Source organism: Acinetobacter gyllenbergii CIP 110306 = MTCC 11365, assembly GCF_000413855.1.
Classification (GTDB): Bacteria; Pseudomonadota; Gammaproteobacteria; order Pseudomonadales; family Moraxellaceae; genus Acinetobacter; species Acinetobacter gyllenbergii.
This window is the reverse complement of sequence record NZ_ATGG01000006.1, coordinates 197,604-220,999: the sequence shown is the minus strand read 5'-3', so window position 1 is coordinate 220,999 and position 23,396 is coordinate 197,604. Positions and strand designations below refer to the sequence as shown.

General features: G+C 42.4%; 18 protein-coding genes and 3 tRNA genes. 15 read left to right on the top strand and 6 right to left on the bottom strand.

Translation table 11 applies throughout. The features are described 5' to 3' along the window. The 7 genes from F957_RS21580 to F957_RS17720 all read left to right on the top strand — a co-directional run. Nucleotides 1-1,173: hypothetical protein (locus F957_RS21580; protein WP_016660144.1), on the top strand; the 1,173-nt coding region annotated here is incomplete at its 5' end. Nucleotides 1,174-1,537: 364 nt separating this feature from the next. Next, nucleotides 1,538-2,647, top strand: a complete 1,110-nt coding sequence (locus F957_RS17695; protein WP_016542864.1) for a porin — start codon at nt 1,538-1,540, stop codon at nt 2,645-2,647. Nucleotides 2,648-3,042: 395 nt separating this feature from the next. Next, nucleotides 3,043-4,038: a tripartite tricarboxylate transporter substrate binding protein gene (locus F957_RS17700; protein WP_016542863.1), complete on the top strand. Its 996-nt coding sequence runs from the start codon at nt 3,043-3,045 to the stop codon at nt 4,036-4,038. A gap of 95 nt (nt 4,039-4,133) precedes the next feature. Further along, nucleotides 4,134-4,577: a tripartite tricarboxylate transporter TctB family protein gene (locus tag F957_RS17705; protein ID WP_016542862.1), complete on the top strand. Its 444-nt coding sequence runs from the start codon at nt 4,134-4,136 to the stop codon at nt 4,575-4,577. A 14-nt stretch (nt 4,578-4,591) separates the two neighbouring features. Further along, nucleotides 4,592-6,091: a tripartite tricarboxylate transporter permease gene (locus F957_RS17710; RefSeq protein WP_016542861.1), complete on the top strand. Its 1,500-nt coding sequence runs from the start codon at nt 4,592-4,594 to the stop codon at nt 6,089-6,091. 82 nt (nt 6,092-6,173) lie between these two features. Next, nucleotides 6,174-7,208, top strand: coding sequence for an AbrB family transcriptional regulator (locus F957_RS17715; RefSeq protein ID WP_016542860.1), 1,035 nt, complete (start codon nt 6,174-6,176; stop codon nt 7,206-7,208). 35 nt (nt 7,209-7,243) lie between these two features. Beyond that, a complete protein-coding gene (locus F957_RS17720; RefSeq protein ID WP_016542859.1) occupies nt 7,244-7,909 on the top strand; it encodes a hypothetical protein in 666 nt (221 codons plus the stop codon). A gap of 47 nt (nt 7,910-7,956) precedes the next feature. Here the strand turns inward: F957_RS17720 and F957_RS17725 are convergent. The 3 genes from F957_RS17725 to F957_RS17735 form a co-directional block, all read right to left on the bottom strand. Then, a tRNA-Arg gene (locus F957_RS17725) sits at nt 7,957-8,033 on the bottom strand. A 45-nt stretch (nt 8,034-8,078) separates the two neighbouring features. Next, nucleotides 8,079-8,155, bottom strand: a tRNA-Arg gene (locus F957_RS17730). 11 nt (nt 8,156-8,166) lie between these two features. Next, nucleotides 8,167-8,256, bottom strand: a tRNA-Ser gene (locus tag F957_RS17735). Between the two features lie 260 nt (nt 8,257-8,516). On the opposite strand from F957_RS17735, the gene rnr reads away from it, so the two are divergent. From rnr to F957_RS17760, 5 genes are all read left to right on the top strand, one after another. Next, nucleotides 8,517-10,952, top strand: coding sequence for a ribonuclease R (rnr, locus tag F957_RS17740; protein WP_016542857.1), 2,436 nt, complete (start codon nt 8,517-8,519; stop codon nt 10,950-10,952). 141 nt (nt 10,953-11,093) lie between these two features. Next, nucleotides 11,094-11,855, top strand: coding sequence for a VanW family protein (locus F957_RS17745; RefSeq protein WP_228129656.1), 762 nt, complete (start codon nt 11,094-11,096; stop codon nt 11,853-11,855). A 91-nt stretch (nt 11,856-11,946) separates the two neighbouring features. After that, entirely contained in the window at nt 11,947-13,986 is a 2,040-nt protein-coding gene (locus tag F957_RS17750) for a M3 family metallopeptidase (RefSeq protein ID WP_032861146.1), read from the top strand. 38 nt (nt 13,987-14,024) lie between these two features. Then, nucleotides 14,025-14,231: a YheV family putative metal-binding protein gene (locus F957_RS17755; RefSeq protein ID WP_016542854.1), complete on the top strand. Its 207-nt coding sequence runs from the start codon at nt 14,025-14,027 to the stop codon at nt 14,229-14,231. A gap of 10 nt (nt 14,232-14,241) precedes the next feature. Next, nucleotides 14,242-14,697 (top strand): hypothetical protein, encoded by a 456-nt coding sequence (locus tag F957_RS17760; RefSeq protein WP_016660143.1) that lies wholly within the window; start codon nt 14,242-14,244, stop codon nt 14,695-14,697. A gap of 47 nt (nt 14,698-14,744) precedes the next feature. Here the strand turns inward: F957_RS17760 and F957_RS17765 are convergent, their stop codons facing one another. Continuing rightward, nucleotides 14,745-15,659, bottom strand: coding sequence for a DMT family transporter (locus F957_RS17765; protein ID WP_016542852.1), 915 nt, complete (start codon nt 15,657-15,659; stop codon nt 14,745-14,747). 117 nt (nt 15,660-15,776) lie between these two features. On the opposite strand from F957_RS17765, the gene F957_RS17770 reads away from it, so the two are divergent. The 3 genes from F957_RS17770 to F957_RS17780 all read left to right on the top strand — a co-directional run bounded on the left by F957_RS17770 (nt 15,777) and on the right by F957_RS17780 (nt 18,349). Further along, nucleotides 15,777-16,556, top strand: a complete 780-nt coding sequence (locus F957_RS17770; protein ID WP_016542851.1) for an AraC family transcriptional regulator — start codon at nt 15,777-15,779, stop codon at nt 16,554-16,556. A 91-nt stretch (nt 16,557-16,647) separates the two neighbouring features. Next, nucleotides 16,648-17,535 carry a DMT family transporter gene (locus tag F957_RS17775; RefSeq protein WP_016542850.1) on the top strand — a complete coding sequence of 296 codons (888 nt, stop codon included), beginning with the start codon at nt 16,648-16,650 and terminating at the stop codon, nt 17,533-17,535. Between the two features lie 58 nt (nt 17,536-17,593). Further along, complete coding sequence (locus F957_RS17780) at nt 17,594-18,349, top strand: YegJ family protein (RefSeq protein ID WP_016660142.1); 756 nt, start codon at nt 17,594-17,596, stop codon at nt 18,347-18,349. A gap of 80 nt (nt 18,350-18,429) precedes the next feature. On the opposite strand, the gene F957_RS17785 is transcribed toward F957_RS17780, so the two are convergent. Continuing rightward, on the bottom strand, nt 18,430-20,634 hold the full coding sequence (locus F957_RS17785; protein ID WP_016542848.1) for a TRAP transporter large permease subunit: 2,205 nt from the start codon (nt 20,632-20,634) through the stop codon (nt 18,430-18,432). Between the two features lie 490 nt (nt 20,635-21,124). Further along, on the bottom strand, nt 21,125-23,335 hold the full coding sequence (locus tag F957_RS17790) for a TRAP transporter large permease subunit (protein ID WP_016542847.1): 2,211 nt from the start codon (nt 23,333-23,335) through the stop codon (nt 21,125-21,127). Nucleotides 23,336-23,396 lie beyond the last annotated feature (61 nt).

Here is a 23,396-nt window from a genome sequence, read left to right as displayed (position 1 = left end):
GGTGTTGTCGGCACACTGATTAATAATGGTTCAACCGCTTCTGGTCTGGTTCAGCATATTGCTGGCGATCTGACTGATGTGGGTGGCATTATCGGTGGCGTAACTGGTGGTATTGGTGGCGGCGAAGGCGGTCCTCTGGGTGCAATTACTGGCATCATCGGTGGCATCACCGGCGGTATCGACGGTGGTGAAGGCGGTCCGCTTGGTGCGATCACTGGTATCATTGGTGGAATCACTGGCGGTATTGGCGGTGGCGGTCCTTTGGGTGCAATCACAGATATCATTGGTGGGATTACTCTGAGCAATAACCCTGTTACAAGTGTGATTCAAACAGGAATTGATGTGCTTCAAGGTGTTGAAAGCCTGAAAACCGATATTATCAACACAGGTATTACTACGGTAGGTGGTGCAATTAGCAGCGTACTTCCGAACGTGCATCCAATCACTGATTTGACTAATCTTGGTACCCTCACCTTTGAAACTTCTCGTGATACCGTTAACGGCACACTTGAAGCAATTTCTGACCTAGCAGGTGCTGATATCAGTGGCGCTGCAGGTTCGCTGACTGGTGTTGTCGGCACACTGGTTAATAATGGTTCAACCGCTTCAGATCTGGTTCAGCATATTGCAGGCGATCTGGCTGATGTCGGTAGCACCCTTGGTGCTATTACTGGTGAAGGCAGTCTTTTAGGTACAATCGTTGGCGGTATTACAGGTGGAATTGGTGGCGGCGAAGGTGGCCCTCTTGGTGCGATCACAGGTATTATCGGTGGCGGCGAAGGTGGCCTAAGTGTGATTACAGATATTCTTGGAACCATTAGCAATGGTGTGAACAGTGGAGATGTTCTTGCTGGAATCGCACAACCTATACAAACTGTCATAAGCAATGGCAATATCGCGGTGGATACCTTACAAGATCATGTCAGCAGTTTATTCAGCGATGCTTCACTAGATAGTATCAATAACCTAATCAGTGTCAGTGTTGGCAATGGAGATTACAGTCTTCATGGCAGCGTAGATGGAATTTTAGATGCGCTCACAGGCACAGTCACTTCTGGTATTGCAGTCGGTGAACCAAATCCAAATGGCGGCTCTTTAACAGATCTCGTGTCTCTGCAAGCTCCTCTCAACAACCTGACAGATCAACTCTTCAGTTCCGTGAATCATTTCTAAATAGATCGATTCAAAAAGCCGCTGATATCAGCGGCTTTTTATTTTTAAAACATTTATGAATTCTATTTTTCAGTTAAATTTAGTACTTATATTTTTTCAACCCAACACATTATGTTTATAATTACGGCACAAAATGTTTATTAATTTAAAAATAAAAATTACTTAAAGCCATAGATTTAAATATTTATAAAATTATAAAAATACTAATCAAAACAACATAAGACAATTAAATACCAAAAACCACAAAAACTAAATAAAATCCCCCAAGAGCCTTTTAAATTAGGCTCGATTACCCCCTTAAACCTCAAGTAAAAAGAGACAGGGATTAATTACGCATAATTTTTAATTTGTTAGGATGACATCAATGAAAATTAATTTTTTTATCGCCAGTATACTTTGCATGGCAACCAGTTCAGCATTTTCATCACCTAAATTCTATGGTGAGATTGATACCAGTATCGATTATATCCCCGAAAAAAATGCGAATTCTGCTGACCGTGATACCTGGAAAATGAATAGCAATAGTTCATTTCTCGGAATTAAAGGTGAGGAAAAATTAACCAATCGCTTAAGTGCACTCTATTTAATCGAATGGGCATTTAATGCCGATGGAGATGGAACGGACTGGTCTCATCGAGATCGATATATTGGCTTAAAAGATGAAAAATTTGGTACGTTGAAAGTGGGTAAAAATAATTCTCCTTTAAAAAAAATGTCGAGTGCAGTAGATAGTTTTAATAATTATATGCGCAACACTGCCGATGTGAGAGGTATTATGCCAGGTGAAAATCGGATCAATAATTCCGTGGTTTATGATTCACCCAAAATCACAGTCAGTGATGAAGCCAATCTTGCGTTCAGTGTTTTACTTGCGACAGGAGAGGCCCAAGGCATTGCCAGTAGTCAAGGAGGCGTTACTGTAGACGGAAATGGTTTAGGTGATGCATGGTCAACCTCCCTAACCTATACCAGTCCAATGTTTTTAGCTGGAATTGCCTACGACAAAGCGATTCCAAGCAACTTCCTAGGTCGTGGTTTCTTGAATGCTGCTGATCCTCATATTGATATTAATCGTGTATTTGCTGCAGCAAATACGATTCGTCTAACAAGCCTAATTAAACCCATCGAAGGAATGGCATTAAAAGCATTGATACAAACATCAGAAGTTGAAGAAGCCAGTGGTAATCAAGCAGGTGCAGCCAATATTGATCAATCGGTCGGCTGGCTCGTAGGTGCTGAGTATCGCTTGTCAAACGATTCGAAATGGAATGTAAAAGCCCAATATAGCCAGAATTCAACCCGTTTTAAAAATGACGATGCAAACTATGATGCTAAACAAATTATGGCAGGAGTTGATTATCTGTTTAACAAACAAGTCAAGGCATATGGCTACACAGCTTATGCAACCTTCAAACAGGCAGATTTAGAAGATAAGCAACCTGTCATTGGGACTGGTTTAGAATTTAAATTTTAGAACAAAAATATAATCCCTCCAACAAGTCTAAAGCCCATAAACTTTAGGCTTTTTACATCCACAGAAAATTATTTGTAATATAATAAGAACGAATAACCTAAAATATCAAACACAGCGTCCTATATTGATAAATAAGAAATTAAAATATTTTAATTTAACCAATAAAAACAATATTTATTTCAAAAATAAATTATTCAAAAAATTATATTTAAAAAAAGAATCTCTACAACCCAAGCAATAATGCTAACCTTTTTACGCACCTTTTAATGCATTAAAAATAGAGAAGAGCTATTTTTAAATCTTCTTATATCAACCCCAATAATCAAGCAATGACGCTTAGATAAAATATATGCATTTTGCATATTAAAACAATGATGAATGGAGACATACTGAGCATGTTAAGAAGAGTTACCTTTTCTAGCACCTTAATCATTTTAGGCTTAAGTCTTACAGCATGTACAAAGAATAAAACGGTTACTGGAGAACCCAAACGCCCTGAATGCATTGCGCCTGCGAAACCTGGTGGGGGTTTTGATCTCACCTGCAAACTCACTCAAAATGCATTTAAGGAAACTGAGCTCTTAAGCTCTCCTATGCGTGTCACTTATATGCCGGGTGGTGTTGGGGCTGTTGCATACAATAAAATTGTTGCCAATGATCCTGCCAATAACAATGCCATTGTCGCTTTTTCAACTGGCTCACTCCTAAATCTAGCCCAAGGAAAATTCGGACAATACAACGAAAAAGATGTTCGCTGGTTAGCTGTAGTTGGAACAGATTATGGGGTCATTGCCGTCAATGCAGAATCGCCGTATCAGAATTTAAATGACTTGGTTGCATCCCTCAAAAAAGATCCAAAATCTGTCAGTTTTGGTGCTGGCGGTAGTGTCGGTGGTCAAGACTGGATGCAGACAGCGATGCTTGCCAAAGCAGCAGGTGTTAACCCTAAAGAGATGACCTATATTGCACTAGAAGGTGGTGGTGAAGCGGTAACCTCTGTTTTAGGTAATCATATCCAAGTGGTCAGTGCTGGAATTGCAGAAGTGATTCCACATGTCAAATCTGGAAAATTACGCGCACTGGCTGTATTTGCACCTGAACGCTTACCCAATGCACTGGCTGATATCCCGACCGCAAAAGAACAAGGCTATGACATCCAATGGCCAGTGGTACGAGGTTACTATGTCGGCCCTAAAGTCAGTGATGAAGCCTATCAATGGTGGAAAACCGCTTTTGAAAAAATGATGGCCGACCCTAAATTTGCCAAATCCAGAGAGCAATTCGATTTACTCCCGCTCTCCATGACAGGTGAAGAACTCGATCAATTTGTTATGCAGCAAACCAATCAATTACGTGTCTTATCTAAAGAATTCGATCTCATCACCAAATAATCTGAAAACAATAAAAGTATTTTGATCACGCATCTTCTATGGCAACAAGATCGGATCGAAATACGCCTAAATCTGAATGCAAAAAGGAATATTTTATGTCCGTGGAAAGGATTTTTGCAGGGACTTTAGGCCTCGTCAGCCTTGGTCTTCTATATTTGGCTTGGAGCTATGTTGCCCCAATCGCTTATGACCCACTAGGTCCGAGACCCTATCCTGTCCTGCTCTTAATACTTTTAATTTTATCTTGTCTTTATCTAACCTTTAGGCCTCAAAAACTAACTGAGCAGATCGATCTCGGCTATACCGTCGCTGTACTAAAGAAAATCGGGGTCATGATGTTATTGATGCTGATGTATGCCCTGACTTTTGAATGGTTAGGCTTTCCAATTGCAACTGCATTGATGTTCTTCACTGTCGGCATGCTGTTTGGAGGGAGTCCAAAGGCCTCCGCCATCTCTGGCCTTATTTTTGGCGGCCTATTCTACGGTTTATTTGATTACATCTTAGATGTGCCATTACCACTCGGATTTTTGAGTTAATCAAGGAAGAATAAATGGATGTTTTTGAATATTTAATCTATGGTTTCCAAGTCGCACTGACACCACAAAACCTATTGATCGCGCTGATCGGCGCATTTATTGGAACTATTGTGGGTTTATTGCCAGGACTGGGGCCAATTAACGGCGTAGCCTTGCTTCTCCCTTTTGCTTATGCGCTTGGCTTACCACCTGAAAGTGCACTAATTCTGCTTGCGGCTGTCTATTTAGGTTGTGAGTTTGGTGGACGAATTTCTGCAATTTTGATTAATGTGCCTGGAGATGCCGCAGCTATCATGTCGACTATTGATGACTATCCACTCGCCAAACAAGGCAAAGCAGGGATTGCACTTTCACTTTCAGCCATGAGTTCATTCATTGGTAGTATGATTGCCATTTTCGGTATTATTTTATTTGCTCCTCTATTGGCTAAATGGGCCATCGTGTTTGGTCCAGCAGAATATTTCGTACTAATGGTTTTTGCCTTGACTTGCTTAAGCGGCCTTGTCAGTGATCAGCCAATTAAAACAGCTGTTTCTGCCTTAATCGGCTTACTCTTGGCCACGGTTGGTGTAGATGCTGTTACTGGCGTGTACCGCTTTACTTTTGATTCCGTTAGTCTCAGTGATGGCATTCAATTTACCACGATCGTGATCGGCTTTTTCAGTATCAGTGAAATCCTGATCATGCTCGAAAAAACCAGCATTGGGCAGAAAGCCTTAGGTCAAGGCAAGCGTAGTCTATTTAATCTCAAAGAGTTTAGTTTCACCCTCGGCTCAACCATTCGCAGTTCATTTCTGGGCTTCATTGTTGGCATTTTACCTGGCGCTGGCGCAACCATTGCCAGTGCTATGGCATATACCAGCGAACGTAAACTTGCAGGCAAAGACAGTAAATTTGGTGATGGTGACTTACGTGGTATTGCCGCCCCTGAAGCTGCAAATAATGCATCTGCCTGTGGTTCATTTATTCCAATGCTGACCTTGGGAGTACCTGGTTCTGGCACAACCGCGGTAATGCTAGGGGCCTTAACCTTGTATAACATCACGCCTGGACCACAACTATTTACCGAACAGCCAACGATTGTGTGGGGCTTGATTGCCTCGCTCTTCATTGCCAGTGTGTTATTGCTGTTGATGAATATTTCACTGGTTCGATACTTTGCCAAGCTGCTCAGTGTACCCAATTTTATTTTACTTCCTGCAATCGCAGCAGTGAGTTTTGTGGGTGTCTATGCCATTCATAGCACTATGTTCGATCTAATCCTGATGGTCGCACTCGGTGTGTTTGGCTATATTTTACGTAAGCTCAACTTCCCGCTTTCAGCACTTATTCTCGGCTTTGTACTTGGCGAACTCATGGAGTCGAGTTTACGTCGAGCGCTTTCTATTTCCCAAGGCGAACTCTCTATTCTCTTTGACGGTTACATCACTAAAACGCTCTGGATTCTTGCGGGGATCATGATTGTTTTACCACTCATCCGCTGGTTACGCAGTCGTAAGCAAGTGAACTCATAGTCATGCATTCAGCCAATAGCGATCATACGTAGCTATTGGCTTCTAGCCACGTTCTATCCATCCTTTATCAGCGACTGTGCTCATGATCTACCTCAAATATATTTCGAGTCTAGCCATTGCCTTCATCGGTGCACATCTTGCCGAATGGTTACATCTCCCCCTGCCTTGGCTACTCGGACCTTTATTTATTACGGCCTTACTCAAAATTAATCATGCGCCTATTGAATGTCATCACAGCGCACGCAATATTGGCCTGTCCATTTTAGGGCTCACCCTCGGCCTCTACTTTACCCCGCAAATGATCCAGCTCATTGCAAGCCAATGGCATATCTTATTGTTGGGTCTTCTGTTTGCCCTCGGTTTAGGTGGTGTAGGTTCTGTCATCTTATATCGCTGGGGCAAGGTAGACTTTAAAACAGCCTGGTTTGCTTCGGCTATTGGTGGCGCAAATGAGATGTCGAATTTAGCCGAACACTATCAGGCGCGTGTCGATAAAGTCGCCTCTGCTCATACCTTACGGGTATTAATGGTGGTGGTCAGCATTCCCTTTTTTTATCAATTTATGGGATGGCACGGTATTGATCATAGCACCATGAGTCGCCACAGTGATGTTGATGGTTACGGCCTTGTACTGTTAGCCTTTTTAGCTTATGTAGCCAGTCGTATTTTTCAATACTACAAACTTCCCAATCCCTGGACCTTTGGTGCATTATTGGTTGCAATTTTACTGACAATGCAAGATATTCACCTCTCGGCAATACCGACACCAATCTTGCATTTAGGCCAAGTGTTACTGGGTTGGTCATTAGGAAATAAATTTAAGCCTGACTTTTTCAAGACTGCACCTCATTATTTAACTGTTGTGGCTTTAAGTAATCTAGGTGCGCTGTTACTGACCGCCTTGCTCGCCTATGGCATCAGCTTCTGGACCGATATTCCCTTGCCCACACTCGGTTTAGGCCTTTCCCCAGGAGGTGTAGCCGAAATGGCATTAACCGCCAATGTATTACAGCTTGGCGTGCCAATAGTAACCGCATTTCATGTAGTCCGTATGGTGGGTGTACTCGGGACGGTCGGTTATCTTTATCGCTTATTTGAGCACAAAACAGAAAGGTAAAATCTAGTTCAAATAGCTCAAACACAAGGAAACAAATGCAAAGAACGATTTTCGAAAGCAATACCGAAGAAGACAGCATTACAGACCACTTTAAATATGCCTACCTCTGTTTTCTTTTTTCTTTCATCATTTTATTAATTTTTAGTTCAGCGCATCAAACCGCCTTACACCAAGCCGATCTTGCCAGAAACCACACATGGCAAGTCTCAAGCCAACACATCGACTCGAGCAACGAAGCTTACATCCGTCGTGAACGAGTGGGCGCATCACTCATCCTTCCGACGAGCCACAATAACGCTTTGATCCTGCAGTGTGATGTCAAATTAATGAAGTTATGCCAACAAGAGCTGAAACAGCCCACTCAGGCAATTCAAACCATCTATTATTATCAAACCCTACCGATGCAAAACAACCCGCCCGAATATCAACTCAAAGCCATTGACTATCTGGATCTAAAAGGAGATTTAATTCATCTAAATTACAATAAAATAGCACCCAATGATCCAATTGCAATGCAAAAGCACAACTGGAAGCTGTGGATCATCACATTCATTAGTGCTTGGCTATGTTTATTGATTGTTTTTATGATTTCTATTTTATTAAAGATATGTTCAAAGAAAATAAAAGTTACGCTGATTGCTTTACTTGGTCTGTATTTTATTTCAACCCTTTATCAAAGCTTAATGATTTACATCTCCTAAAATTCAGGCACAAAAAAACCGCAATTAAGCGGTTTCTTCTATTAAGTTGGTGCGCTCAGAGAGATTCGAACTCCCGACCCCTTAGTTCGTAGCCAAGTGCTCTATCCAGCTGAGCTATGAGCGCATTACTTATGTGCCTATTCAGGCGTGTGTTACATTAATCTTTACTTGGTGCGCTCAGAGAGATTCGAACTCCCGACCCCTTAGTTCGTAGCCAAGTGCTCTATCCAGCTGAGCTATGAGCGCTTTAAGTAAAGTGGCGGTGAGAGAGGGATTCGAACCCTCGATACAGTTACCCGTATGCATCCTTAGCAGGGATGTGGTTTCAGCCACTCACCCATCTCACCGTAACACGAGCGCAATAATACAAACTAAAACCGCATTACACAAGGGATGTTCCTGTTTTTTTCTGCTTTTTCAGTTCAATCAAATACTTTTTAATCAATTTCCGCATATTTTCAGCATTTTTTAGCGCTACGCTTGTTAATATAGGCTTATCTCCTTTATTTAGATCGGCACAATAAACAGAATCTTGCAATCTTTGACGTGCAGTTAGAGTTTGGATGACTTATGCTAAACCGATCTGCCAGATGTGAAATGAAACGATATGACTAAAAATTGGGCCGATCCCGAAGCAAAAGCAGAAGCGCAACGTTACGATAATCCTATTCCTAGCCGAACTCTTATTCTAACTACACTAGAACAATTAAAAACTGCACAATCTCATGCAGAGCTGGTTGACCACTTTAATATCCCCGATCAAAAAAGTATTGATGCCTTGAATCATCGCTTAAGTGCCATGGTTCGCGACGGACAATTGATGAAGGATGGTTTTAAATACCAGCCTGCAACCGATTTACCGAGCCATGAAGCAACGGTCTATATCAATAGTAAAGGTCTAGGTACAGCCAATATCTCAGGTCAGGATGATATCTTGTTACCTGAACGTGAGTTACGTCTGGTGTTTAATGGCGATCGCGTTAAAGTCCGTCAAACCTCTGTAGACCGTAAAGGTAAAGCTTGGGGCTTTATTACTGAGGTGGTACAACGTCGCGTCAAACAGATTATAGGTAAAGTTGCGGAACATGAAGGTGAATACTTTATTCAGCCGAGCAATCCGAATCAGCATCAACCGATTACCCTCGAAAAAGAATTAATTCAACACGCCAATGCCAAAGTGGGCGATATGCTGCGTGTTGCGATTGATGACTATCCGACCCGCGAAGAGCTGGCGACAGGTCACATCGTTCAATCGATGGCAGACAAAGCCGATACCGAGATTATTATTCCACAGACCATCTTAGAGTTTGGTCTACCTTATGAATTCCCTGAGGCCGTCATTAAAGAAGCTGAAAGTTTTAAAGAACCTTCGGCGAAAGATCTTAAAGGCCGTGTCGATTTACGGGACTTGCCATTGGTCACCATTGATGGTGAAGATGCGCGAGACTTTGACGATGCCGTATTCGCAGAAAAACGCGCAGGCGGTGGTTACCGTGTCGTGGTTGCGATTGCAGATGTAAGCCATTATGTTCGTTTAGACTCACCTTTAAATGAGGAAGCTGAAGAACGTGGCACATCGGTTTATTTCCCACACTTTGTTTTGCCAATGCTGCCAGAAGCATTGTCGAATGGGTTGTGTTCTCTCAATCCACATGTTGATCGCTTGTGTATGGTCTGCGATTTAAAACTGTCACGTGCAGGTAAAGTCACAGGCTATGAGTTCTACCCTGCGGTGATGCATTCAAAGGCACGTTTGACCTATACTCAAGTAGGACAATATTTTGAGGGGGCAACCCATGCCATCCCTGAAGATAAGACCATTCATAAATCACTGAATACCTTATTCCAACTGTATCAAACGCTAAAAGAATTGCGCGCCAAACGTCATGCAATGGAATTTGAAACCATTGAAACCTACATGACCTTTGATGAGTTAGGCGGCATCAAAGAAATCTTGCCACGTACTCGTAATGATGCGCATAAACTCATTGAAGAATGCATGTTGTTGGCCAACGTTGCCGCAGCTGAATACTCGTTAGAACATGATATTCCAATGTTATATCGTGTGCATGAGGCACCTGAATTCTCACGTATTCAAAAAGTGCGTGATTTTGTCAAATTGCTCGGTTTGCCATTCCCAGAACAACCTACTCAAGCCGATTATCAAGCGGTGATTGAAGCGACCAAAGATCGTTTAGATGCGCCAAGTATCCATGCGGTGCTGTTACGTTCAATGATGCAAGCCTATTATGGTGCGAACAATGCTGGACATTACGGTCTTGCTTATGAAGCCTATACGCATTTCACTTCACCAATTCGTCGTTACCCAGATTTATTGTTACACCGTGCCATTAAAGCCTATCTCGCTAAGAAACCTTACCCATTGTCTGGTGCTGCTTTAGATGATGCGGGCGAGCATTTCTCTCAAACTGAACGTCGTGCCGACGAAGCTTCACGCAGCGTGACGACTTGGTTGAAATGCCATTATATGCAACAACATTTAGGCGATGAGTTTGTTGGTATCATTAGTGCGGTGACAGAATTTGGTCTATTCGTAACGCTCAAAGACCTGTATGTCGATGGCATGATTCATGTCAGCCAGCTCGGTGAAGACTTCTTCCTGTATGATCAAGCCAGCCAAAGTTTGATTGGTCAGAATCGTGGACAGTCATTCAGCCTTGGCGATGAGGTGAAGATCCAAGTGGCAGGCGTGAATCTGGAAGAGCGTAAAATTGACTTCCAGTTGGTTCAGCAATTAACACATTTAGGTCGTGTCATTCGCCAGAAAGCACCTCGTACTGCGAACCCTTCTAGCTCGCATCGTGCTTCAACAACTGAAGAAGTATTTGGCAAACAGCCCTCTACTCAATCTAAAGTCAGTGAAGATGGCGAAAAACCTGTGCGTAAGAAAAAGGATAAGAGCAAACCAAGTTCTTATAGCAAAAAGCCTGCGAAGAAAGCCTCGGCCAAGCCTGAAAGCAAAGAGAAAGCCAAGAAAAAAGTGAAAAAGAAAAAGTCGAATGCGAAAGCTAAACAAGACTAATTCAGGTAAGGGCAAGTTCAGTCATGAACTTGCTCTCCTTTAAAAATGCAATTCATTCGCCTGTTATTTAAAAAACCAGTCAGCCAATATCACCCTGCCCTCTATTTCATCATGATTTGGATAAGGCGAGGCCTTCGTTATGTGCAATGGAAAACAAATCGTCGCCAATACGCTCAAAGTTTTGACTCAACTCCCTTAACGTTTAGAGTAAAGAAACACCAATCTGTCCTAATTCGTAAACTAGGGGACACTGAACAGCATTGGCAGAAAAATAAAGTGATTAATTTAAAAATCGCAAGCGAAAAAATTTCTACCATTTTGATCAAACCCCAAGAAACCTTTTCCTTCTGCCAACTCGTCGGTTTACCAACTATCCAACAAGGTTATGTTGAGGGTATGGAGCTTAGTTTTGGGCAAGCTCGTGGCGGGATTGGGGGAGGAATCTGTCAAATTGCGAATTTAATTCATTGGTTGGTACTACATAGCCCATTGCAAGTCATACAGCGCTCACAGCATTCTTTTGACCCATTTCCAGATCAAGGGCGAGTTCTTCCTTTTGGAAGTGGTGCTGCTATTTTTTATAACTATATTGATTATCAGTTTTATAATCCAACAGAATATACTTTTCAGATCAACCTTTGGTTTTCCTCAAAATGCCTTGAGGGTGAATTACGTTGCTCACATGATCTCGGCTATATTTATCATGTCTTTGAACAAAAGCATCGTTTTATTAAGGTCGGAGCCAACTTTTACCGCCAAAATGAAATCTGGCGACATAAAAAAGAAAAATATAAAAGTGGCGAAATCATTGCAACAGAATGCGTGACTAAAAATTTTGCCAAGGTCATGTATGAACCAGTCCACATTGATGCACAGTTTGCATCAATTGAAGAAATGGATTAATCCAACGAGATTTGTATAATCAACCTTGATTTCCCCATCTCAAACCCCTACATCTATAACTATGTTTAAAGATGAATATGGCAAAAATACAATGACACTCCAACAAGCGACACTTCCCGTTCCTCAATTTGATCAAATTCAACTTGCCGATTTAAAACAACAGATTGAACAGACCATTCAAAACGGTCAAAACTTCTTAAATCAACTCAATGAAGTTCCGCAGGGCTCTGAAGCCCAACTGACAACCTTGGCGGAAGTGGATCAACTTGAAAACAACATGAGCGAGTCATGGGGCATTTTGTCGCATCTCAATGCCGTGATGAACAATGCGGAAACCCGTGAAGTGTATCAGGCCCTGTTACCGAGTTTAAGTGAGTACTATACCCAGCTTGGCCAACATACGCCGCTGTATCAAACCTATCAACAGATTCATGACAGTACAGTCTTACAAACGCTGAGCGAAGCACAACAAAGTGCGATTAAACTGGCGTTACGTGACTTTAAACTGTCGGGCGTTGCACTCCAAGGTGAAGCCAAAAAGCGTTATGCCGAAATCTCGGCACGTTTATCACAGCTGTCTTCGGACTTCTCAAACCATGTACTCGATGCAACCCAAGCCTACTTTAAACCTTTAACGGAAGCGCAACTCAAAGGCCTGCCACAAAGCAGTGTTGAACTGTTAAAACAATACGGACAACAGCGTGAGCTTGAGCAAGCCGTTGCCACACTCGACTTCCCTGCTTATTTTGCGATTATGACCTATGCTGAAGATCGTGAGTTGAGAGAAGAGCTGTATAAGGCCTATGTCACTCGTGCCTCAGAACAATCTGATAAAACTGAATTTGACAATACCCCAGTGATGGAGGAAATCCTGAGCTTACGTCAAGAAATGGCGCAACTGCTTGGTTTCAACAACTTCGCTGAATATTCCCTTGCCAGCAAAATGGCACCTGATGTTGAAACCGTAGATAAATTCTTGGTTGATCTGGCAGAACATGCCCGTACCCCAGCACTGGCTGAAATTGCAGAACTCAAAGCGATTGCACAACAAGAAGGTATTGATGAACTCAAACCTTGGGATGCGACCTACTATTCTGAAAAGTTAAAACAGCAACAGTTCAATCTTTCTCAAGAAGAGCTTAAACCATACTTCCCTGCACCAAAAGTGGTACAAGGTTTATTCCAGATCGTACAACGTCTTTATGGTATTCAGATCATCGAACGCCAAGCTCCTGTGTGGCAGAATGATGTGCGCTATTTCGAAATTGAAGACCAAGGTCAAGTAGTCGGTGGTTTTTACTTTGATTTATATGCCCGTAACGGCAAACGTGGTGGTGCATGGATGAGCGGTTTCCGTTCTCGTGTACAAACGGCCACAGGTCTACAAAAACCAATTTGCTATATGGTGTGTAACTTTACCCCACCAATTGGCGATCAACCTGCGCTACTGACTCATGATGAAGTGATTACTTTGTTCCATGAGTTTGGTCACGGCCTACATCATATGCTGACTGAAGTAGATAACATCTCGGTTGCAGGTACGCACGGCGTGGCATGGGATGCGGTGGAATTACCAAGTCAATTTATGGAATTCTGGGCCTGGGACAATGAAAGTTTAGATGTACTCAGCGAGCACACTGAAACCAAACAGACCTTACCGCAAGAATTGCTATCTGCATTATTGAATGCACGTTTCTTCCAATCAGGCATGCAAACCTTACGTCAGATTGAATTTGCGTTATTTGACCTGAGTATTCACCGTCAAGCACCGGCCTTAAACAGCCAGCAAATCCAAGCCACACTGGACGATATTCGCGATAAATTTGCCGTGGTTCCTGCTGTACCCTATAACCGTTTCCAACACAGCTTCAGCCACATTTTTGCAGGTGGTTATGCTGCTGGTTACTACTCTTATAAATGGGCAGAAGTTTTAGCCAGTGATGCTTTTGATCGTTTCGAAAGCGAAGGTATTTTTAATACCGAGACTGGAAAAGAGTTTAGAAAGTTTATTCTAGCAGTTGGCGGAAAAGATACAGCGCTTGATGCGTTTCGCAATTTCCGAAAAAGAGAACCAAAAATAGATGCATTATTACGTCATCAAGGTTGGACGAACACCGATAAAACCGCTTAAACTACGTCATTATTGTTCACAGGGTGTAATTAACTGACATGAAAAGACAGTTCATCGCGGGCGCAAAATGCCCGAAATGCGGGGCCTTAGATCGTGTCGTTAAAATCATCACTGTGGATGACGAGTGGATTGAATGTATCGAATGTGCTTATAGTGAAAAACGCCCAACCCACGTGGAACCGGCGCAACCTGCTGAGCCAGATGAAATTGGGGTGATACAATTCAAACCTCGTCATTTTGACTAGAAGGTTAAAAATGATGTCCACATACCAAACAGAAAATTCCAAATTATTATGGATGATAATTGGTGGAATAAGTGTTGTCGTGGTGCTGTTCCTTGCTGTGCAATGGTTTTTAGCTCAAAAAGATCAGCAAGCCACAATCTCTGTACCTGCTCAGCCTGTTGCTGAAAAAACCGTTGCTCCAGCATCCACTGAAGCAACGACTCCAGTAGATGAAGTGACGACGGCGAGCAGTGATGTCGCTGCTCCGATTCAGTTGGTTGAAGAGTCGATTGTGAAAGCACCGCTGCCTGCAAATGATAGCCTAGCGAAAGAAGAGATAGCCAAACTGGATGATATTCATCAACAACTGCAAGACCAGCAACATGATCTAAAACAGCAAAATAGCGATGTAGATACTTTGCTCAAGCTAAAAGAAGATCAAATTAAGCTCTTGGAAGCTCAGATTGCTGCCCAGAGTAAATCTTAATAAGAAAAGCTTTAACCTCGGTTAAAGCTTTTTTGTTAGGGGTCTGTTTAATCTAAAATTTGCTTTGATGCTGGTTTGAATTGAATCGGTTTCTGAATAGTTTGTGCTATCAGAATTCCAATCAAGGTCAGGCCCCCACCAATGTAGTGAAACATCTGCAAATGCTCTCCCAGCAAAGCCACTGCAATCAGCGCCGTAAATAAGGGTAATAGATTCATAAAAATACTATTACGATTCGGCCCTAAATGTCTCACCCCTTCTATCCATAAATAAGACAACAATACCGAAGAAAAAATACTGGCGTAAACAATCAGTGGAATGGTCTGTTGGTTTAGTTGCATCTGTGAAGCAGGTAAAAAAATAAAGAAAGGCAACACATAAACAATGGCAAAACTGGATTGGACAAAATTCGATTGCCAAGCAGGGATCGGCATTTTCCAGCGTTTCAGTAAGACACCATATAAGGCATAGCCTGCTGCTGCAATGAGCATCAAACCATCACCCAAATGTACGCCTTGCTTCCAGATATCGGTAATTGAACCATGGCTCAGCAAATACAAGATGCCATAAAAAGATAAAGCACCGCCAAACAACATGCCATAGCTCAGCCGATCTTTCAGCATCGCACTACTTAAAATCATCGTAAGCAAAGGAATCAGTGCGGTGACAATCGCCATATTGGTGGCTGTGGTGGTGGATGCTGCCTGATAAGACAAGAACTGGAATAGAGACACGGACAGAAAACCACCCAATGCCAACTGTTTCCAATACTGCTTGATGGTGTGTCGATTGTTCCAGACCGGAATCAGCACAAAGGTACTCATCACAGCGAGCGCCAACACCAGACGATAGAACGTAATCGCGACAGGCGAAATGGCATGGCTGGCCATTTTAGACACCACCACATTGCCCGCCCAGAACAAAATGGCAAATAAGGGATAAAAATAAGCTTTCTGAAACATACGCTAGACCTATACATTGCGAGATAGATCATGCTAAAAAATAATCAATTCGTTGTTTCTCGACAATAAGACGATTACTATCGTAAAAAAGACAATCTATACAGGATATGTTTCAAGATGGGAAAAAACTTTGAACATGGATTCTTAGATTATCCAGTCTATGCTTTTTCAGAAAACTATCCGCATGGACATATTGAAGATTGGCATAGCCACGATCGAATCCAGTTGATTCATACCCTATCAGGCGTGATTCGAGTACAAACCCATGAAGGGATCTGGATTACCCCACCTGGACGTGGCGTATGGATTCCTGCGCATAAACCGCATGCCTTACTCAGCAGTGGAGATGTCAAAGCCCGAGGAATTTTTATAGAAACCTCAGCACACACCTATCTCAATTCAGAATGCCGTGTTGTTGCCATTCCTGCTTTGCTACGAGAGCTGATGAGTAGTGCAATGCAGATCAAAACAGCCATCCAGTCTGAAAGTCGTGATGAAAGACTGCTGCAACTCATTCTGGATGAAGTGCGCTTATTACCTGCTTTGGCTTTTAATTTACCCGACCCTCAAAGCCCCAAGCTTTTGCAACTGTGCCAAAGGATTAAAGACAACTTGGCCTTGGACTGGGGACTCGAAGATACGGCGCAGCAACTGCATATCAGCAGTAAAACACTGGCACGACATTTTCAAAAAGAAACTGGACTGCATTTCTCGCACTGGGTACGTCAAGCCAAACTGATGCAAGCCATGATTGATTTATCCCTGAACAAACCCGTTTTAAATGTGGCCTTAGACTTGGGCTATGACAGTCCAAGTGCCTTTAGTGCCATGTTTAAGCGTGAAACCAGCATGACCCCAAGTGATTATCTTAAACAATTCTCTGACGCATTGAGTTGAGCGTCCTAAGCATAGATTGAGTGAAGAACCTCATTCCTTTCATCCTTACAGCAGCATAAAATAAGCGTAATCTTCCAATACCCGAATCGCTATGGATGCTCAACCCACCAATCGCAACCTGATGCTGGCGATTGGTTGCCTTACCCTTTCTGCGCTGCTTTTCTCCGTGATGGGCATTTGTATTCGTTATGCTTCACATACAGTTGATAATTACACCATTGTATTTTTCCGCAATGTGGTTGGGTTGATCCTGTTTTTGCCTTTTATCTTCAAGCAAGGAACCCGTTTTGTAAAAACAGAAAAACTGTGGATGCATACTTGGCGCAGTATTGTTGGATTGGCGGCCATGTATGGCTTTTTCTACGCGATTGCACATTTAAAACTCTCCAATGCGATGGTCTTTACCTACTCTTCCCCGATTTTTATTCCATTGATTGCTTGGCTATTTCTCAAAGAAAAAATCACCACGGCAATGCTCTGTGCTGCAGGCTTGGGTTTTATTGGGGTGTTCTGTGTCGCCAAGCCTGATCAAGGCTTGTTAAACTGGATTTCTATTGTCGGGATCAGTTCTAGCCTGTTAGCCTCGATGGCCTTTGTCACCGTGCGTGCCCTCACCCAAACTGAACCGCCTGAACGGATCGTGTTTTATTTCTGCTTGATTGGCTCTTTGTTGTCAGTGATTCCGATGTTTTGGGTATGGCGACCTTATCATTTACAGGAATTACTGTTTTTGATTGGTGCGGGCGTACTGGCCAATGTCAGCCAAATTTTTATGTCGCATGCCTACCGTCTTGCCCCTGCTGGACAGATTGCACCCGTCAATTATATTGCGATTATCTTCGCAGGCCTTTGGGGCTTTTTACTGTGGAATGAAGTGCCAGATCTATATAGCGTGATTGGTTTTGGCATTATTCTCTCAGCAATTTTATTATGTAGCCCTCTGACACAAAGAGATAAGAAATGGCGTTTCAAAGGTTAAGAATACGTCGCTCTTTTTGATAAACTCACAACAATCACAATGCAGAAAATTCAAATAGATGAAGATAACAAATACTATTTTTGCAAATGAATCCCCTGAAATGATCTTAGCCTTCGAAAAAGCTCAAGAGACCTTTAAATACTTTTGGCGGGAGTTATATTGGGAATATCGCAGAATCGTCCCTGCTTTTGATCTTGCTTATGTTAAATGTGCATTTACACAAGAACAGATTGATGCGCCCGACTCAGCTCTAGTTGAGTATATGTGGATCGACCAAATTGATTTTGATGGAACGACTATTTCGGGTCAGTTGATGAATCAACCAAACCATATCAACAATGTGCAGGCAGGTGAAAATGTAGAATGCCCCTTTGAAGCTATCGTGGACTGGATGTTTCTAACTCAAGATCAAGTCTATGGCGGCTTTACAATTCAAGAATATCGTAAGCAATTAAATGACGCTGAGCGAAAAGAATATGATGATGCTTGGGGAATAAATTTTGGTGATCCCAATAAAATCTTATATGTCTATGATCAAGAGGCTCACCCAGAGAACTTAATTGAGCATCCCATGTGCGGAAAAATGTTGGAGAGTTTTTTAAACTTTATTCAAAGCAACCCAACCATGCTTCATGAAAAAGATGAAAGTGGTAATCAGCTATTCCACCGTGAAGCGATTGCAGGTAATTGCTTATTCATTCAAGCATTACTCGAACTCAAGCTAGATCAATCCACCCAAAATAATCAATCTATGACTGCCTTAGACCTAGCGCATAAAATGGGGTGGGAAAATATTGCACATGTATTAAAGTAGTTTTCATCTCCTTATAACAGTTCCTGTTCTATATACAGAAACTAAAAAAGCACCCGAAGGTGCTTTTTTAGTTTCAACTGTTAGTGCTTATACCAACCAAACATCTGGAAGATATATGGTGCATACGTCACCAACACCAACGATGAGAACAATACAATAATCGGTAAAATCCAACGTTCATAACGGAAGTAGAAACTGGTGTATTTCTCTTTCGCCTCCTTATCGGCGGCCGAAACCTCCTCATCCCCGACGGAGAGTCGCGTCAGCAAGTGGTTCAAGGCAACCGGCGGTGTGACATAACCGAACTCGAATGCCACCAATACGATCATCCAGAAGTGGATCGGATGGATACCATTCTCGTAGGCGACAGGCGCAACCGTTGCAGCAACCAGAATCACCGCTCCAAATGGATCGGTTGTCATCCCAATAATCGCAAGTAACAACGCAATGAAGGCAAGTGAAATATAGATATTGCCCAAGTGTGTCGGTAATAACTCAACCACTTCAGCACGTTCGATTAAACCACCCACGCTTGCAGACAAGGCCATCAACAGGATTAATGCACCGATGTGCCCCACTGTTTCTGAGGTTGCAAAACGAAGTGCTCCACCAAATCCAAAACTCTTGCTACCATGAGGATCATGGCTCTTCAAGAACTCAGATTTTTTCTCATGTTCACGAACCAAAGCTTCATGCTTCGCATCCACTACTGGCGCAGGTGCAAGTTTTGATGCAAACAACTTGTCAAACAAGATCATTGCAATCAACACCAACGGTAAAATCATTGGCGCCGTAAATTCGTTGATTGACGTATCTAAAGCAAGCTTATAGAACATCACCACAGCAAAACCAATGATCACATAAGGAATCACAGGTACACAGGCGCGTAACATGCCAGGAACCGCGATTTTAGGTGAGTTCACACGGAATTTTTCTTCGGCAAGAATCAGAGAAACACCCAAGAAGATGAACGCTGTTAACCAGAAGACATAGATACCGTGATCAAATAATTCTGTCGATGTCACATGACGGCTGTCCAGCATCGAGATCAGGATGACGAGTAAACATGGACGAATCACCACACCTAAAGAACCTGACATAGCCGATACAGCTAATGCGTATTGACGACGTGCACCAGAGTTCCAGACTTCTTTATAGATGATTGCACCCGCTGCAATAACGAAAATCCCCGAAGCACCCGTATAGGCTGTTGGAATCGCAGCTGCAATCAAGATTAACCAGGTTAAGGTCTCAGGTGCCAAGTTCCATGGACGTAAGATATTTAAGAATAAATCCATGACACGGGTTTGGGTCAGCAACATACCTGCCCAGATGAACAATGCCAGATTTAAGAAAATACCCGAGAATTCAACCAAGATACCCAAGTAAATCCCTTGCCCCATTGGATAATCCATGAAGAAGGTAAATACAATCCCTGTCACCAAAGACATGAAGGCATACAGCGGTACGCTGAGTAAGGCTAGACCAAAGTTACCTTTCGGTTGTGCTGTTTTTGGAATAAAGATGAACTGGAAAATACTGATAATGGTCAGAGACACAAACAGTGTAATCCACAGCCAATATAAGACTGCTGTTTTACCTGCAACCTCAACCCCAGAATTCAAGACTGAATGATATTGACTGATGACGGAGTAGCTGAGTAAAGCATTACCCGCAACCATTAACGCCGAATAAACACGGAAGTCGATTTTGGTTTTTGGTGCACGCAAACCAATGTGGTGGTAACGTAAAGACGCTGTAATTGAAGCGAATAGTACCATCACCAACAAAATAACAGTTTGGTTTTCAGAACCGAGTTTAAAGATACCAAAGAAGGTGGTTTCAACTTTACGATAGGTACGAATACTTGGATGCGCTTCCAAATGCTTCATTGCTTTATCGTAGAATTGGTATTTTTCTTCACACTGTTGTTGTGCTGCCAATAAAGACGCACGTACATCAGCTTCAGAAGCTGCACCAAACATGCTTGCAAATTCATCGGCAGCATTGGCTTTCATCTGCTCTTGAACTTGTGCATCAATGTTTGGATGTCGATCACAAGATGGTTTTTCAGGTTCAGCACGTAAAAACGAGTATTGCATCCCTGTTGTTTGATCACCGTATAAACGCTCCCCCATACGAAGCATCTGACCGTGAATCATTTCGCCTGTACCAATAAGCAAAGTCATTAGCAACAAAGCAAGAATAATGAAGGTTGATATCCAGTCATTCCAGATATAGCCTAACCGGGCTAATCCAGTCTTATTCTCTTGATCATTTTGCATGTCTATTCCAATTTATTGTTATCAACATCCATCCAAAGATGTTGAATCATGCGATGTCCATGGTTGATAGATAAATGAATTTACCCTTTGAATCACCAATCCCTTTTTAAACCGCTTAAATTTGCAGCAAACTTTTAGAAAAAAGAATGACTGCAATCACTTTTTTGTTGGTTGTTTTTATCAATTTGTATGTACTCTCGACTGCCCTCTATTTTCATCCTTATTTTAATGAACAATTTAGCGCACTAAATTGTCTTTTTTACCGCTCCTTCGATCATAAGATAAATTAGCGCTAAAGCAGGCTACTCCATCTTTTCCGTCTATTTATAGCATAACTATTTCGATCTCAAAATGTTATTTTAATCACATAATAGCCTTATCTGGCCTAAATTCATCTCTCGTTGTTCTTTCATCCTAAATTTATCTGCATAACTCCAACTACAAAAAATAAGCACCCAAAGGTGCTTATCTTGATCTTTAAAGTGCGTGGCTAGCTATACCAGCCAAACAATTTAAAGGTATAAGGAACATAGGCAATGATCAAAATTGCAGGCACCATCACCAGTAATGGTAAAATCCAGCGCTCATAGCGATAGAAGAAAGACAGATGACGCACTTCGGCATCCGCTTCAGCCACTTCAGCATCACCAATCGACTGTCGAGCCAATAAATGGTTCAGTGCAACTGGTGGTGTGACATAACCCAGCTCAAAGCCAATTAATGCAATCATCCAGAAGTGCACAGGATCAATCCCATACTGATAAGCCACTGGCGCAACGGTTGCAGTAATGAGAATCACCGCCCCAAATGGGTCCATAATCATCCCCACAAAAATCATCAACAGCACGATCAGCGTAATCACCATATAGGTGCTGTTAATATCTTGCGGGAACGTTTCCATGATATGGATCTGTTCAAGGAAACCACCGACACTCACTGAAAGTGCCATGAGGATCACCAAAGCCCCAATATGCCCCACCGTTTCACTGGTCGATGCATGTAATGCTTTACCAAAAGAAACACGGCGCACAGGATTACGTGGATCATCTGCGGGGTTGATTGGCGCAGCGGATTGGGAACCATCTGCCGGAATAGTGTAATTATTCAAGGTACTATCCCAATGTCCAACAGGTGCTAAAGGTGCAGGTTCTTTACGTAATTTATCAAACAACACCATCAGTAATAAAATCACTGGCATCATTACAGGTGCGGTAAATTCATTGAGATCTGTGGCCAAAGCATGCTTATAGAACAACCAGATCAGAATAAAGATCACGATATAAGGCGATACAGGTACAAATGCACGTAACGACTTTGGCAACGCAATTTTGAACGGTGCAATTCTAAATTTCTGTTCGGCAAAAAACAGCGCAATCACCAAGAATAAAGTTGAAGTTAACAAGAAGGTGTACATGCCATATTTATACAGCAGGTCAGTGGTCACTTCTTTATTTAAGGATGCCACAACCACAATCAATAGACATGGACGCAGTACCACACCAAGCGAACCCGAAAGTGCCGTTGCAGCCAAAGCAAATTGACGGCGCCCCCCTGCATTCCAAACCTCTTTATAAATAATTGCACCCGCTGCAATAACGAAAATACCTGAAGCGCCAGTGTAGGCTGTCGGCAAAGCTGCAGCAATTAAGATCAACCAAGTTAATGTTTCAGGCGCTAAATTCCACGGACGTAAGATATTCAGGAATAAATCGACAATACGCGTCTGTTTTAATAGCATCCCCGCCCAAATAAACAGAGCCAGATTTAAGAAAATACTCGAAAACTCGACCAACTGACCTAAATAAATCCCTTGTCCCATTGGATAGGCCATAAAGAAAGTAAAGGCAACTCCAGTAATAATCGCCATATAGGCATAGAGTGGCACACTGAGGAAGGCTAAACCGACGCTACCGCCCTCTCGTGTCGGTGTTGGAGACTTGATCAACTGATACAGACTGATCAAGGTCAGTACCGCAAATAAAATCATCCATAACCAATAAATCAGCGTCATTTCTGGGCTGATCGGAACACCAGAGTTCATGACGGATCGATATTGACTCATTACCGATGAGGTCAATAAACCATTCCCGATCAACATCGCAATACTATAGATACGGAAATCAATTTTTGTTGCTGGACTGCGTAAACCAATATGATGGGTCTTTAAGGTAGCACTGATTGCCGCAAACACCACCATAATCACCAAGAATAAAGCACGGTTCTCTGTACCAAATTTAAAGATACCAAAGAAACTGGTTTCTATCTGACGATAGGTCCGCACACTCGGATGAGCCTCGATATGCGTCATGGCCTTATCATAAAATTGGTATTTTTCTTCACATTGTTGCTGTGCTGCCATCAAGGAAGCGCGTACATCCGATTCTGAAGCTACGCCAAACATACTGGCAAATTCATCAGCAGCATTAATCCGCATCTGTTCCTGAACTTGCGCATCAATATTTGGGTTCCGGTCACAGGTGGGTTTTTCTGGTTCAGCACGCAGGAAAGAGTACTGCATTCCAATTGCAGGATCACCGTATAGGCGCTCCCCCATACGTAATAATTGACCATGGATCATTTCTCCAGTGCCAATAATCAATGTCATGAGTAATAAGAAAAGGATAACAAAAGTTGATATCCACTCGGTCCAAATATAACTCAGTAGACCTAATCCAGATTTTTTCTGTTGATCATGTTGCATATCTATTCCAGTTTATTGTGATCAACATCCCTCCGAAGATGCTGAATTTTCAATGTACATG